General features: G+C 62.8%; 11 protein-coding genes. 3 read left to right on the forward strand and 8 right to left on the reverse strand.

From position 1 onward, the window contains the following. Window positions 1–66 precede the first annotated feature (66 nt). From Q2K57_RS11445 to Q2K57_RS11455, 3 genes are all read right to left on the reverse strand, one after another. Window positions 67–2,118 (reverse strand): bifunctional DedA family/phosphatase PAP2 family protein, encoded by a 2,052-nt coding sequence (locus tag Q2K57_RS11445; RefSeq protein ID WP_304525122.1) that lies wholly within the window; start codon window positions 2,116–2,118, stop codon window positions 67–69. A 39-nt stretch (window positions 2,119–2,157) separates the two neighbouring features. Next, the gene (locus Q2K57_RS11450) at window positions 2,158–2,706 is read right to left on the reverse strand and encodes a phosphatase PAP2 family protein (protein ID WP_304525123.1); all 549 of its coding nucleotides are present in this window, start codon (window positions 2,704–2,706) and stop codon (window positions 2,158–2,160) included. 450 nt (window positions 2,707–3,156) lie between these two features. After that, a complete protein-coding gene (locus Q2K57_RS11455; protein WP_304525124.1) occupies window positions 3,157–3,654 on the reverse strand; it encodes a hypothetical protein in 498 nt (165 codons plus the stop codon). A gap of 610 nt (window positions 3,655–4,264) precedes the next feature. On the opposite strand from Q2K57_RS11455, the gene Q2K57_RS11460 reads away from it, so the two are divergent. Further along, window positions 4,265–5,278, forward strand: a complete 1,014-nt coding sequence (locus tag Q2K57_RS11460; RefSeq protein WP_304525125.1) for an isocitrate dehydrogenase — start codon at window positions 4,265–4,267, stop codon at window positions 5,276–5,278. A gap of 172 nt (window positions 5,279–5,450) precedes the next feature. Here the strand turns inward: Q2K57_RS11460 and Q2K57_RS11465 are convergent, their stop codons facing one another. Next, on the reverse strand, window positions 5,451–5,945 hold the full coding sequence (locus tag Q2K57_RS11465; RefSeq protein WP_304525126.1) for a CIA30 family protein: 495 nt from the start codon (window positions 5,943–5,945) through the stop codon (window positions 5,451–5,453). 234 nt (window positions 5,946–6,179) lie between these two features. Between Q2K57_RS11465 and Q2K57_RS11470 the strand changes: the two genes are divergently transcribed. Next, complete coding sequence (locus Q2K57_RS11470) at window positions 6,180–7,298, forward strand: alkene reductase (RefSeq protein ID WP_304525127.1); 1,119 nt, start codon at window positions 6,180–6,182, stop codon at window positions 7,296–7,298. Between the two features lie 151 nt (window positions 7,299–7,449). Here Q2K57_RS11470 and Q2K57_RS11475 read toward each other — a convergent pair whose 3' ends face one another. Next, window positions 7,450–8,724: an O-acetylhomoserine aminocarboxypropyltransferase/cysteine synthase family protein gene (locus Q2K57_RS11475; RefSeq protein WP_304525128.1), complete on the reverse strand. Its 1,275-nt coding sequence runs from the start codon at window positions 8,722–8,724 to the stop codon at window positions 7,450–7,452. Between the two features lie 192 nt (window positions 8,725–8,916). On the opposite strand from Q2K57_RS11475, the gene Q2K57_RS11480 reads away from it, so the two are divergent. Then, the gene (locus tag Q2K57_RS11480; protein WP_304525129.1) at window positions 8,917–9,351 is read left to right on the forward strand and encodes a DUF3617 family protein; all 435 of its coding nucleotides are present in this window, start codon (window positions 8,917–8,919) and stop codon (window positions 9,349–9,351) included. Window positions 9,352–9,393: 42 nt separating this feature from the next. On the opposite strand, the gene Q2K57_RS11485 is transcribed toward Q2K57_RS11480, so the two are convergent. The 3 genes from Q2K57_RS11485 to Q2K57_RS11495 form a co-directional block, all read right to left on the reverse strand. Then, entirely contained in the window at window positions 9,394–9,810 is a 417-nt protein-coding gene (locus Q2K57_RS11485; RefSeq protein ID WP_304525130.1) for an STAS/SEC14 domain-containing protein, read from the reverse strand. A 206-nt stretch (window positions 9,811–10,016) separates the two neighbouring features. Further along, the gene (locus Q2K57_RS11490; protein WP_304525131.1) at window positions 10,017–13,115 is read right to left on the reverse strand and encodes an efflux RND transporter permease subunit; all 3,099 of its coding nucleotides are present in this window, start codon (window positions 13,113–13,115) and stop codon (window positions 10,017–10,019) included. After that, entirely contained in the window at window positions 13,115–14,203 is a 1,089-nt protein-coding gene (locus tag Q2K57_RS11495) for an efflux RND transporter periplasmic adaptor subunit (protein ID WP_304525132.1), read from the reverse strand. Before Q2K57_RS11495 ends, Q2K57_RS11490 begins: the two co-directional genes overlap by 1 nt. Window positions 14,204–14,668 lie beyond the last annotated feature (465 nt).

Genomic DNA, 14,668 nt, shown 5'->3' on the forward strand with positions numbered 1-14,668 from the left:
TCCCGTTGTTGGTGTCATGGACGCGTCAGCGAGGCATGTCCGCCAGCATGACGTTGGCCCATCGCTTCACTGGCTGCCACATGGCGGGGCGAGGCTCGCGGGGGCGGCAAGCAGCAGCGGCGTGTCGGCGGACAGGCTGTGAAAGTGCGTGGTCGTGTCGGGCGCCTGCACTGTCTGCTTAAGTACGGGTTGTGTGTCGGTGACGCCGGAAACATCACGCTCCACGGCCAGCAAGCCGAACAGGTCGCGGCGTTGCTGGATCCTGAGCGAGGCGACCCACAGTGGCTGAGGTGACGCCTGGCAGGTGCCGGTCAGGGTGAAATCCGTGGGCCAGACATGCAGGACCCGGCGGCGGCCCGTCTGCCCGGCGACCAGGTGCGTGGCACGCAGAGCAGAGGGCTGACCGCCGTTGAGGCGCGGCAGCGTCGGCAGGCCGGCGGCGGCATGACCGGGACTCAGCCAATGCAGGGCGTTGATCAGGGTCCAGGGGACATCGACTTGCCAGCCGGCCTCGCTCAGGCGATGTCGCAGCCCCTCCAGATCCCCCGCCCATTGCAGGACAATGGGCTCCTCGCCTTCTCCGCCCAGGTCGGTGCGATGGTCCGGGAGCTGGTGATAGGCAGTCTGAGACCAGTCCTGCCAGGCCAGTTGCTGAATCGTGGGGTGAGGCACGTAGCGGGCGCGATCGGCGGACAGTTGTTGATAAAGGTGATACGGCCAGACCACGGCCAGGGTCAGCAGCACCACGATCAACAGCCCACGCGCCTCCCGGAGCGGCGCGTGACGCCGCTGGTGGCTGATCGCCAGCAGGATCACCCAGGCGAAACCGATGGCGATACCGGCGCTGACGTCGGCCAACCAGTGGGCGCCCAGATAGAGACGAGAAACGGCGATCAGAGCTACTATCAGTGCCGCAGCGCCGACCACCCAGCCGCGTCGACGGGCGGGTAGGGCCCGGGCGATGAGATAGGCCAGGAAGCCGTAAAGCACCGTGTTGATGGTGGCGTGACCGCTGGGGAATGAGAAGGCCTCCCAGCCGCTATAGAGCCCGGCAGTCGGACGCGGCCAGTGGACTAGCGCCTTGATCAATGGCGTGAACAGTGCCGCGCCGCCCACCGCGGACAGCCAGTAAAGCGTGCTGCGCCAAGCCCGGCGGACCAGCAGCCAGGCGGCGACCGTCACGGTGAGGCTGGTGGTCACGATACCGTCGCCCAGCTCGGTGATCGCCAGCATCAGAGTGTCGCTCCAGTGGGTGCGCAGGGCCTGCAGGGCATGGAAGACCGCCTGGTTGGCCTGCACCAGCGGATCGCCGGTGAGCAGATCCTCGAGAATGCCCATAAACAGCCATAAGCAGCCGATCAGCACCGCGATGGCGATGGCCAGCATCAGCCCCTCGCCCCGGGCCGTGGCCAGCAGGCGGGCTACGCCGCGCTGCGCGGTAGTCGCCTGCGGCGCACACCAGTGCTCCAGGTGGGTCACGCCAGCCTGCAGCGCCTCCAGGCCCCGTGTCAGCAATACGCGGCGGGTCAGCCAGACGATGGCCCAGACCAAGAGCGCCACCAGTACCATCAGCAACACCAGGCGCCCGGCGACCTGAGCGACCACATGGAGCGACTCGCCGAGCAGTACCCCGGCCAGTACGTGGGTGGTGGCCCATATGATCGCCGAGGCGATGTTGACGCTATAGAAGCGCACCGGCGACATGCCGCTCATGCCCGCTGCCAGCGGCACGAAGGCGCGCGGCCCCTGCACGAAGCGCGCCAGGAATACGCCCTTGCCGCCGTGACGTTGAAAGAACGCCTCGGCCCGCGCCACCCATTGCGGATAACGGCTCAGCGGCCAGATGCCGGTAATGCGTGACTCGTAGCGGTACCCGAGCCAAAAGGAGATGCCATCCCCGGCGATCGCCCCCGCCAGTGCAGCGAGTATCAGCGGCACGGTGCCCAATGCCCCGGTGCTGACCAGGGCGCTGATGCCGACGATCAGCACAGAGCCCGGCACCAGAGTGCCGGCAACCGGTAGCGCCTCTGCCATAGCGGACAGGGCCACGATGGCATAAGCGATGGCACTGTGCTGCGACGACAGGTGCGTGATAGCGGTGACGAGCGTTTCCAGCATCGGGTAGCGGCTCCGGCCGGGGGAAATTGGAGGGATAGTTTACAGCAGGCGCACCAGACGACGGTTCAGCCAGCACTCGCGCGTATAGAAACCTCTGACAACCAGCGCCGCCAGACAGCCCGTCACCAGACCGCCGAGAACGTCGCTTGGGTAGTGGGTGCCGACGTAGACGCGCGACAACATCACCAGAAGGCCGGCTAGCGCGAAAGCACCGCCCGAGCGGAAACGGCGTTGCAGCAGGAAGGTCGCCGCGATGGCGGTGACGGCGGTGGCATGGTCGGAAGGAAACGATGGGTCCGCACTCGGCGCAATGAGCAGATGTGACAGGCCGTCGGTATAGGGGCGGGCGCGCTGCACGAACAACAGGACCAGCTGGTTGAGCACCAGCCCACCGATAAACGCCAGGCCTGCCGAGGCTGCGAGGTGACGCTCCCGATCACGCTGCGAGCGGGCCCACCACAGCGGCACCACGGCCAGCACCATCAATAGTACGCCGAAGCGAGTGATGGCGATCATCAGGGTATTGAGCGCGGGAAACTGGCTGGCCAGGCCGTTAATGGCATGCAGCAAGGCGATATCGGGTGACACGGGCGACTCCGGCAACGGAAAGAACATTGCCGCTATATTGCCTGCAACGCCTTAAGGTTGGCTTACTCACACTTTTCCCTATTCGCCGACATCGATGCTAGCCGAGGACGACCCTGGCTAGCCAGGGCGCCTCGCTCGGTAGTAGGCCCGCACGCCAGACAAGTCAGCCGGTAACGCTTCTGCCCCAGCCAGCGGAGCTCGCATGCCGAGCAGTGCATGAATTTCCCGCCGGGCACCTCTGACAGGCCACGGGGACGCATCATTACCCTGGGTCGGGTGAACAGGTCGCCCCCCTTCTTAAGGTGTCTTTACCGTTTTTCCGACGTAGTAAATGTTGGGTCATTAAGGAGGGAAGAGTATCGATGTGGCTTTCTTTAGAGGCCACTGGTGTGGCTGGGGGAAGGGCCTTGCCAGTGGATAACAGCAAGGCCCGGTACTGAATTGGTGTAGTTACTCGCTGGTCTCTAGCGTTCCTAAGCTGGTTTCCTTCACGAAATACTGCCCCACCAGTTTATCCATCAAGGACAGGTTGTTACGTGCTATGACAAAGCCCATCTTGGGGTGCTGACGAACGAAGACGGTATTGCCTGGAGCAACATCAATGTCGATGGAGGCCCAGTTTTCAGCCTTGGAGAAGATGGTGTGCTGGCCAGGTTCCACCGGGAAGTAGATATGCTGGCTACCTCGGGTGTAACCGACCTCTGATTCAGGTGCCTGGTTGTCCACGAATACGTTAAAACGGACCAGAGTACCAATCATTTCGGGCCGGACCACGTAGACCAAGCCCTGATCCTCTTCTGGCTGCTGGGGGAGGGAGTACCCTTGAAGGTCGGCCTGCATATTGGCAGTTGAAGGCGCTTGAGCTGCACAGCCGGTGATGAGCGCCATCACCAGCAGGGCCATCAGCAGTTTGCCATATCCCACCATTCCCCTGTTCCCTGAATGCATAAACAACTCCTTGTGATGTTATAGGCCTCGTCATGAGTGCCCTTTTTAGATGCTTCTGTATTGCTTTTAGGCATGCATCGTCATCGCACCAGTTGCGTTTGGCGCGAATGCAGAAAATGCCCTAACGACAGCTCACATATTGTGATCGGCAAAGCCGAGTATTAATTTAGCTTTATCTGATTTTTGCTTTCAAGTTACATCTATATGCCGATCCGCTTCCTGCAGGAATAGGGTGTTAACTGGGCTGTGCCTCCGGGTCTCACGCTGACCTGGCCCGGTACAGGTGCTCTTCTTTTGCCAGAGCAGTATCGCCCGTGAAACCTTTATGGGAGAGAATCCGAAACTGCAGTGCAGTTGAACTATTCTGGCTGGCGAGCTCAACGGTCACGTACATGCTGCCTCGTCCGGGCTTACAGCATGCTCCAAATGCATCGTGCCCACTGGATGCAGGCTGCTCGTCGTCATCACCATGGTGAGATATTAAGCATTTCGCCTGCTTCGGGCTTCGTTTCTGGTCAGCGGATCGACATTCTGACACTCTCACGTCACTTGCAGGCGCCAGCGTAGAGACAACGCTGCTCAATGATTCACCCACCCAAGGAGACTCGCTATGCCCCAGACTATCGCCGTTATCAAGGGAGATGGTATTGGCCCTGAGATCATGGATGCCACGCTAAAGGTGCTCGATGCTCTGGACTGTGGCTTTGATTATGACGTGATTGAGGCTGGCCTCGGGGCTCTGGAGAAGCACGGTACCTTGATTCCCCAAGCGTCGCTGGACAGCATCGCCGAGCACGGCCTTGCCCTTAAAGGCCCGCTGACCACGCCGGTGGGCAAAGGGTTCTCGTCCATCAACGTTCAGCTGCGTCGCCATTTCGACCTGTACGCCAATGTGCGCCCGGCGATCAGCTTCCCCGGCACGCGGTCGCGTTACGATGACATCGACCTCATTACGGTGCGCGAGAACACCGAAGGCGCCTACATGGCCGAAGGCCAGAGCGTGAGTGAGGACGGCGAGACGGCGGTCGCTAGTATCAAGACCACCCGCAAGGGTTCCGAGCGCATCGTGCGCCATGCCTTTGAGCTGGCTCGTGCCAAAGGGCGCCAGAAAGTCACGGCCGTCCATAAGGCCAATATCATCAAGTCAAGTTCCGGGCTCTTTCTCGATGTCGCTCGAGAAGTCGCCAAGGATTTTCCTGAGATCGAGTTCCAGGAAATGATCGTCGACAATGCCTGCATGCAACTGGTGATGAATCCCCATCAGTTTGACGTCATCGTCACCACTAACCTGTTCGGCGATATTCTGTCTGACCTTTGCGCGGGTCTGGTCGGCGGCCTGGGGATGGCACCGGGGGCCAATATTGGCAAGCAGGCGGCGATCTTCGAGGCGGTACACGGTTCGGCGCCGGACATTGCCGGTAGAGGCGTGGCCAACCCCTGCGCCCTGCTGCTGGCCACAGCGGAAATGCTGGACTACCTGGACATGAAAGATAAAGGCACGCGGATTCGCACCGCTATCCGCGAGGTACTCGAGAGCTCTCGTGACCAGGTGACACCGGACCTGGGTGGCACCGGAACGACCGAGACCTTCGCCGACGCCTTGGTGGCGGCCGTCAGGAACTGAATGTCCTGCTACTCTTCTCGCCCTGGGGCCTTCCCAGGGCGATGTGATCACTCTTGCCTTTGACTCTTTCCGTTGCTGCGCAGCTGGTATTGCGCGCCTGACATTTCACACCTGATCCTCACGCCTTAGATTCCGCGTCTCTCCCGGCACTTGCGCCGTCAGTCGATGCCGGCTATTCAGCGGTGGTCACTCGATTTACCCGCAGGCAGAAGGGCCCGGCGGTGCGATCGGCAATCAGGAAACCGATCTGATGAATATCTTCAGGCGCCAGGGGCGGTGCGTCACTCAATATGGTGCCGCGCCTCACGGCCTCGAATGCTGCCCATGGGAAGGTGAGCGTCTGCCAGGCATCCGTGTCCGGGGTGAAGGCCACTCGGTAAGCGCTGGAATCGCCAAGCGCTGAGCTTTTCAGGCGCAGTTGGTAGGTGCGGCCATCGCCGCGCACGGTGATGGCGATGCCCTTGGCCTGGGTAAAGCCTGATTCCGTACCGTCCGGTTGGCGTCGCACCGACGCAAACCCGCCGCCGTTCTCAAGCGACACCTCGCCATGAAAGCGCCCCTCGCCCTGCGAAACGCTGAACGCACTTTGCGAGATGCCGCCCATGACGCCGTCATTCACCGCATACCAGCGCTGTTGCTCCTGCGGATCGTTGAATCTCAGTTCCATCATCGCTCCTTTTGTCTATCCCCTCGTCGCTCCCTTCATGGCGGCGTCTTGGCGCTGCAACCATCCTCGTTACGCAACGCTCGTCGAGCCGCCATGAATTTTAATTACTGCGCTAATAATTAGCGCGGGGTAGTCAGCTCTCCAAGGTTACTAGTAAACTGGTCTAATCAAAGCAGGCGAAGATCGCAAGCGTGCGAATCCAAGCCTTGAATCTATTGTAACGGGAGTTGCCGAATGGCCTACGATACCCTGCTGACACCGACTCGTTTGGGCAGCCTGACGATACCCAACCGCATTCTGATGGCGCCGCTGACCCGTGCCCGCACGCCTGATAGCGTCCCGGGCAAGCTGCAGGAAGCCTACTACGGCCAGCGTGCCGGCGCCGGGCTGATCATCAGCGAGGCGACCAATATTTCCCCGACGGCTCGCGGCTATGTGTATACGCCGGGCATCTGGACCGATGAGCAGGAAGCCGGCTGGAAGGGCGTCGTGGATGCCGTGCATGCCAAGGGCGGACGTATGGCGCTGCAGCTGTGGCACGTCGGTCGCGTCTCTCACGAGATGGTGCAGCCCGACGGCCAGGCGCCGGTGGCGCCGAGCGCGCTGAAGGGCGAGGGCGCTCAGTGTTTCGTGGAATTCGAGGACGGCACCGCCGGCCGGCACGAGACCAGCACCCCGCGGGCACTGGAAACGGACGAGATCCCGGGCATCGTCGAGGACTATCGCCAGGCGGCCATTCGCGCCAAGCGGGCAGGCTTCGACATGATCGAGGTACACGCCGCTAACGCTTATCTGCTCAACCAGTTCCTGGCCACCGGCACCAACCAGCGCACCGATCAGTACGGCGGTTCACTGGAAAACCGCGCCCGCTTCCCGCTTGAGGTGGTTGATGCGGTTGCCGAGGTGTTTGGGCCCCAACGCACGGGGATTCGCCTGACGCCGTTCATCGAGCTCTTCGGGCTGACTGATGACGAATCCGAGGCAATGACCTTCTACCTGCTGGAGCAGCTGTCCAAGCGCGGCCTCGCCTATGTGCACGTCAACGAGCCCGACTGGGCCGGCGGCGACATCAAATTCAGCGATGATTTCCGTCGTGCGATGCGCGCCCGCTTTACCGGCAGCCTGATCTTCTGCGGTCACTACGACGCCGAGCGTGGCGAGCGGATCATCAGCGACGGCATCGCCGATGCGGTGGCTATCGGGCGTTCCTACATCGCCAACCCGGACCTGGTCGAGCGCATTCGCTTGGGCGCCGAGCTCAACGAGCCGGATTCCGAGACCTTCTATGGTGGTGACGAGAAGGGCTATACCGACTATCCGTTCCTGGATAACGGCTTCGATCGCCGCGCCTGATTCGTTCGGGCCTTGTATATGCCCAATGCTCTGCTTTTTGGCCCCCTCACTGAGGGGGCTTTTTTATGGCTGACTTTCTATCGTTGACCTTCTATGGATGACTTTGTCATGGCTAGCAGAAGCGGGACCGGGCGCGAGCCCACTGGCGCTGTCAGGCCTTGGCGGCGGCCAGAGCCTGATCGATATCGGCGATGATGTCGTCGACATGCTCGATGCCGATCGACAGACGAACCATGTCCGGGGTAACGCCGGCGGCCTTGAGTTCCTCATCGTTGAGCTGGCGATGCGTGGTCGAGGCCGGGATCGATGAGCAGGTCTTGGCGTCGCCGATATTCACCAGGCGCAGGATCAGTTGCAGCGCATCGTAGAAGCGGCCGCCGGCCTCGCGGCCGCCCTCGATGCCGAAACTCAGGATGCCGGAGGCACGTCCTCCCATGTAGCGCTCGGCGAGGGCATGGTCCTTGTGGCTCTCGAGGCCCGCATACTGCACCCAGGTGACTTGCGGGTGCTGTGCCAGGTGCTTGGCCACCTTGAGGGTGTTGTCGCAGATCCGCTCGATGCGCAGGGCGAGGGATTCGAGTCCCTGCAGCAGGTTCCAGGCGGCTTGGGCTGAGAGGGCGGCGCCCATGTTGCGAAGCGGCACCACTCGGGCGCGGGCAATGAAGGCGGCATCGCCGACGTCGCGGGTGTAGCTGACGCCGTGATAGGACACGTCCGGTTCGTTCAAGAGCGCGAAACGCTTGGGGTGATCGGCCCAGGGGAACTTGCCGGAGTCCACGATCACCCCGCCCACTGTGGTGCCATGGCCGCCGATGTACTTGGTGGCCGAGTGAATGACGATATCCGCTCCGTGTTCGATGGGGCGCCACAGGAAAGGGGTGGGCACGGTGTTATCGACGATCAGCGGCACGCCGTGGCGGTGCGCCACGTCGGCCAGCGCCTGCAGGTCGACCACGCTGCCAGAAGGGTTACCCACACTCTCACAGAATACGGCCTTGGTGCGGTCATCGATCAGGGCGGCGATGCCGGCCATGTCGTCCTTGTGGGCGAAGCGCACCTCGATGCCCTGGCGGGGTAGCGTATGGGCGAAGAGGTTGTAGGTGCCGCCGTACAGCTCGCTGATCGAGACGATGTTATCGCCTGTTTCGGCAATGGTCTGGATCGCATAGGTGATCGCCGCCATGCCCGAGGCCACCGCCAGGCCGGCGATACCGCCTTCCAGGGCGGCGATGCGCTGTTCCAGCACCGCGCAGGTCGGGTTCATGATGCGTGAGTAGATATTGCCCTCGACCTTGAGGTCGAACAGGTCGGCGGCATGCTGGGCGCTGTCGAAGGCGAACGAAGTGGTCTGGTGGATCGGCACGGCCACGGCGTTCTGGTTGTCCGGTTCGTATCCGTGGTGCAGAGCAATGGTTTCGAGCTTCATGTAGATTCCTGGCGGCTGATTAGGGGCAACGATAGGCAATAGAAGATGACGGGTGATATGGAGCGATGCATCACGCCAAGGATCATATTAGCAGCGGCTTGGTTTGATGCCTTTGGTCCTTCGCCTTAGCTTGGGCTGAGCCTGTATTGAGCTACGCTTGAGGAGCCAACAGCCACCCCGGAGATGTGCCTCATGCCCCATATCGCTTTGCTCTTTATTGCCGCCCTGCTGATGCTGCCGCTGCCGGCCATGGCGCAGGAGGAAACGCCGAATCTGGTGCCTGGGATGTGGGCGTTCAGCAGCATGACCCATGTCGAGGGAGACCTGCCGATTCCCGATCAGACGGAATCTCATCAGGAATGCCTGACCGAAGCAGACATCGCCGATGCCCAGCGCTCGCTGGTTCAGGAGCAAGATAGTTGTGAGGTGATCGAGTCGACCAGCAGTCGGGATCGCATGGATTACCGCATGGTCTGTCGGGGTTCCGGCGGTGAGGCGAACATCGATGGCAACCTGCGTTTTCTCGGCGAGCGGGCCGAGGGCAGCGTAGACGTGGACACCACCACGCCGATGGGCGCGCTCAAGATGCACACCACCATCGAGGCTCAGCGGATGGGTGAGTGCTGAGCACCAGAGACCTTCGCTGTGAACCTGTGAACCTGTGGGCCGCTAACCGGCCGCTGCCTCGTCGGCATCGGCGGTCTGGGGCGCCTGAGGCAGCTGGCGAACCCATTCCTTGGCATCGTCCCTGTGGTGGGTGTCGAAGACACGCACCTCGAACGGTTTGAAGAGATGGTTTTCGATTGTCGCCAGTGGACGCAGCCAGTTGTGGTCGGTGACCACGGCGGCGCGATGGTAATGCGCCATATCGCCGATCTGGGTAAGGCCGTAGCCCAGGTCGCGCAGAATGGCGGTCAGGGTCATCCAGCGCATCTCGTCGATCTCGGTGTAGAGGCTGATTCGGACATGCGTCTTCTTCAAGGCCTCAATGGCGTCGATGGCTTCCTGCAGGTCATCGGCGTTCACCCGTCCGCTGGCGCGCAGTGCAACAACATGGCTGGCCCCAGGGGGCAGAAATTCGATCATGGCAGTGATTCCTCTCGGCTGGCGGCCGGCTGTCAGAAGTGTCGCCTGGCAACTCTGGTTATGAGTCATCCCGTTCTGAAGCATAGCAGCCGCCACGCCGCTGCTCTGGCAGGCGCGAGAAACCCGACGATGCCATCGAGATCAGCGGTCGTCATCCGGCTAGGCATCATTCATCAAGCTCGGCGGTCGGGTCCCAAGGCCAGCGTTTAGTTTTCCATTTCCCGCTCCAGGCGCTGGGCGACCGCCTGCGGCGAGCCGGTGTGCCGGGCCAGCAGGTCGTAGGCCACCGGCACCACGAACAGGGTGAACAGGGTCGCCGCGGCGACGCCGCTGAGAATCACGATGCCGATCACCAGCCGGGTTTCGGCGCCGGGGCCGGTGGACAGAATCAGCGGCACGGCGCCGGCCATGGTGGTTACAGCGGTCATCAGGATTGGCCGCAGCCGGGTTACCGAGGCCTCGATCAGAGCGTCACGGAAGGCGTTGCCCTGATCGCGCAGCTGGTTGGCGAATTCCACGATCAGGATGCCGTTCTTGGCGGCGAGCCCGACCAGCATGACAAGCCCTACCTGGCTATACAGATTCAGCGATTGCCCGGCGACATAAAGCCCCAACAGGGCGCCGCACAGCGCCAGTGGCACGGTGAGCATGATCACCAGCGGGTGTACGAGGCTCTCGAACTGGCCCGCCAACACCAGGAATACCACCAGCACCCCGAGCAGCAGCAAGAAGGTGGTGGCGCCGCTCGCTTCCATGAAGTCGCGCGAGGCGCCCTTGAGGTCGGTCTGGGCTTCTGCGGGCAGGAGTTCATCGACGCTGGCTTGCAGGTAGGCCAGGGCCTCGCCGAGCGGATAGCCCTCGGCCAGGTCGGCCTCAAGGGTGATGGCGCGAATGCGGTTGAATCGGTTGAGGGTGCTGGGACCGGCGAAATCGGTCAGCATCACCAGGCTTGCCAATGGAATCAGCTCGCCGCTGCGCGCTGAGCGCACCTGAATACTGTCCAGCGAACGCGGGCTTTGCGTGTCGCTGGGTTCGCCTTCCAGTATTACCTCGTATTCCTCGCCGTCATCGACGTAGCGGGTGACGTTGCGACCGCCGAGCAGTGTCTCGAGGGTGCGGCCGATCTCGCTGACGGTAACCCCGAGTTCGGCGGCCCGCTGGTAGTCGATATCGACCTGCAGCTGGGGCTGGGTTTCCTCATAGTCGCTTTCCAGCCCGGTCAGGCGCGGGTTGTCGGTGCGGATATGCTCGATCAAACGGTCGCGCCAGTTGGCCAGCTCTTCATAGGTGCCGCCGCCGAGCACGAACTGCACGGGTTTCTCCACCCGGCCGCCGAACCCCTGTCGCATGACCGGAAAAGTGCGGACCCCGGGCAGGCCTGAGAGCCGGCTGCGAACATCATCCATGATCGCCCAGGCCGAGCGCCGCTCTCCCCAGTCGGGCAGGCCGATAATCGCGAAGCCGTCGTTGAAGGTCTCGATGTTGCCATAGCCGCGTGGCGCGCGGATCAATACCCGGTCGACGTCGCCGGTCTCGATCATCGGCAGCAGCCGGGTCTCGATCTCGTTCATGTAGTCGAGCATGTAGTCATAGCTGGCGCCGGGCGGGCCGTTGACCAGCAGGAAGAAGTTGCCGCGATCTTCCTTGGGGGTGTATTCGCGGGGCAGCTCCGTTGAGAGCCAGCCAGCGCCGCCCAGCATGGCCAGAAACAGCGCGGCGACCAGCAGGCGCAGCTTGAGCACTCGTATCAGCACCGTGCGGTACAGGCGCTGGCTGACTTCGAGCAGGCGCTGGACGCCGATGGCCAGGCGGCTTTCGTGCATGCCGGGGCTAAGCAGCTTGGAGGCCATCATCGGCGTGAGGGTCAGTGCCAGTAGGCTCGAGATGGCCACTGCAGCGGACAGGGTCAGCGCAAATTCACCGAACAGGCGGCCGATGTCGCCCTGCAGGAAGCTCAGCGGCACGAAGACCGCCACCAGCACCAGGGTGGTGGCGATCACCGCGAAAGCAATCTGGCGGCTGCCGCGGAAAGCGGCCACCAGCGGCGTCTCGCCGTATTGCTGCATGCGCCGGTGGATGTTCTCGAGCACCACGATGGCGTCATCGACGATCAGGCCGATGGCCAGCACCAGGGCCAGCAGTGTCAGCAGGTTGATGGTGAAGCCGAATACCGCCAGGGCAATGAAGGTGCCGATCACCGCGATAGGCACCGTGACCGCAGGAATCAGGGTGGTGCGCAGGTTGCCAAGAAACAGAAAGATCACCACGACGACGAGCCCCATGGCGATGAACAGCGTCGTCACCACCTGGCTAATGGCCCCGGACACGAACACTGAGGCATCGAAGTTGAGGCGCAGGCTCAGCCCCTCTGGGAGCGTCTTCTGCAGGCGCTCCATTTCGGCGCGCACGCCCTGGGCGAGGTCCAGCACATTGGCGGTGGACTGCTTGATCATGCCAAGACCGACCATCGGCACGCCGTTGCCGCGAAAGACGGTGCGCTCCTCGACGGCGCCGATCTCGACCCTGGCAACATCGCCAAGCCGCACCAGATCGCCATCGGCGCCTTCATCCAGCACCAGTCCCTGGAAGTCGTCGGCGGTGGCGAAGCTTCGGGGCAGGCGGACCACGAACTGACGATCCTCGGAAGTGATGGCGCCGCCGGGCAGTTCGACGTTTTCCTCGCGCAGGGCATCCTCGACGTCGCCGACACTCAGGTTGCGGGCGGCCAGGGCGTTGCGGTCGAGCCAGATGCGCATGGCGTAGTCTCGCCCGCCGCCGACGCGCACCTGCGAGACCCCGGGCTGCACCGATAGCCGGTCGACCAGGTAGCGATTGGCGTAGTCGGTGAGCTCGGTCATCGAATAGCCTTCCCCTGACAGGCTCAGCCACACCACCACTTCCGAGCTGCTGTCGGCCTTCTGGATCTCCGGGGGCTCGGCCTCATCCGGCAGGTTGCCCCGGGCCCCCGAGACGCGGTCGCGCATGTCGTTGGCGGCGGCGTCGATGTCCTGGTCGAGACCGAACTCGACCGTGATCTCGGATTCGCCATCCTGGCTCGACGAGCTGATGGTCTGGATGCCCTCGATGCCTGAGATACGGTCCTCGAGCACTTGAGTGATGCGGGTCTCGACGACGCTTGACGAGGCGCCCGGGTAGCGGGTGTCGACGCTGACGATGGGCGGGTCGATGGCCGGGTATTCCTGCAGCGGCAAGCGCTCCAGCGCCAGCAGGCCGAAGGCAACGATCAGGGCGGCCAGTACGCTTGCCAATACCGGACGCTGGACGGAAATATCGGACAGGCGCATCAGGAATCATCCGCCTTGGTCACGGCGCCCGTTGCCGGTCGGCTGCGCTTGAGGATCTCCGCGACCGTGGTCGATGCATCGACGATGCCCAACACCTCGACGGCCTGCCCATCGCGTGTGGACTGGCTGCCATGAATCACCACCAGGTCGCCGGCGGAAAGGCCGTCCAGAATTTCCACGCGGCCGGCGCGGCGGGCGCCGATGGTCACATTGCGCAGGTGTGCCGTCATCTCGGCTTCATCGATCACCAGCAGCGACTGGCGGCGTCCTTCTGGAATCAATGCGGCTTCGGGAATGACCAGTGCCTGGCGCGACGCGCCGTCGAGCGTTACTTCCATCAGCATGCCGGGGCGCAGCCGTCGCCCGTCGTTGGGCAGCTTGGCGCGCACCGTGACGCTCCGGCTGACCGGGTCAATACGGGTACCGATGCTGGCGATCTGACCCTGAAAGCGCTCGTCGGGGTAGGCGGGACTATGAGCCAAAAGCGTTAGCCCCCTCGACAGCAGGCTGATGCGACTCTCCGGCACCTGGAAATCGAGCTTCACGACATCAAGCTTATCCAGCGTCACCAGCGCCATGCCTGGCGTGACCAGGCTACCCACGCTGATGTTGCGAAAGCCCACCTCGCCATCGAACGGCGCGCGCAGTCGATGTGCGGCCAGGCGCGCCTCGATTTCGTCGATCTGTGCTTCGACCTGCCTCAGCTGCGCCTGACTGTCCTCGACGTTGGCCCTGGGCGCCAGGTTGCGGGATTGCAGCTGGCTGGCGCGTGATAGCGCATTGCGTCGCTCGTCGCGCAGCGCCTGAGCCGCGCGCAACTGTGCCTGCTCCTCGCCGTCCTCCAGGTTGATCAGTACGTCTCCGGCTGACACCTGCTGGCCATCTTCGAAGCTCAACTGGCTGACGATCTCGGTCACGGTCGCGGAGAGCGTCACGCTTTCATCCGCTTTCAGCGTGCCCAACGCTTCCAGCTGTTCCGACCAGGTGCGGGTGTCGGCACGGCCGGCAATCACTGTGCTGGGCGATGCCTGTGCTTCTGCCAGCGTGGGCAACAGGGCCAGCAGGTACACGAGGCACCCCACGGCCATTCGCGAGCGGCGTGTCGACCGTCGGAGTGGCAACCGGCGGGGGGGCAGCTTTTGCATCGAGAATGGCATCAAGGGGGCGTCTCTTGGTCGGGGCGAGGGGGTATCGGGGGATTGCCGGGCAAGGGATCAGTGGCTCGACGTCGCCGCTTCAGCCGTTGTTGGCTCAGTCGTCGCCGCGTTGGTCACCATCGAAAAAGAGTGTAAACGATGATCAATGCCTGCAGTGAAAAGCTGTACACACCTTATACGTGGCGGGTGCATAAGACAATGTTCCGGCAAGACGCGTACAAGGACCCGCGCTGGCAAGAAAGTGGCGCCTGGACTGGCGAGCAGCGCTTGCATCATCAGCCCACGCTATAGGCCTGAGTGAGAAGCCTGCGTGGCGAAAGCCGGGAAGATCACCAGCGGCCCTGGCTGCTCTGGTACCATCTCGCCTTTGTTCCATGGCTCCAAGGGTGATGCTGC

It is taken from the genome of Halomonas sp. I5-271120, assembly GCF_030553075.1.
GTDB classification, from domain to species: Bacteria; Pseudomonadota; Gammaproteobacteria; order Pseudomonadales; family Halomonadaceae; genus Onishia; species Onishia taeanensis_A.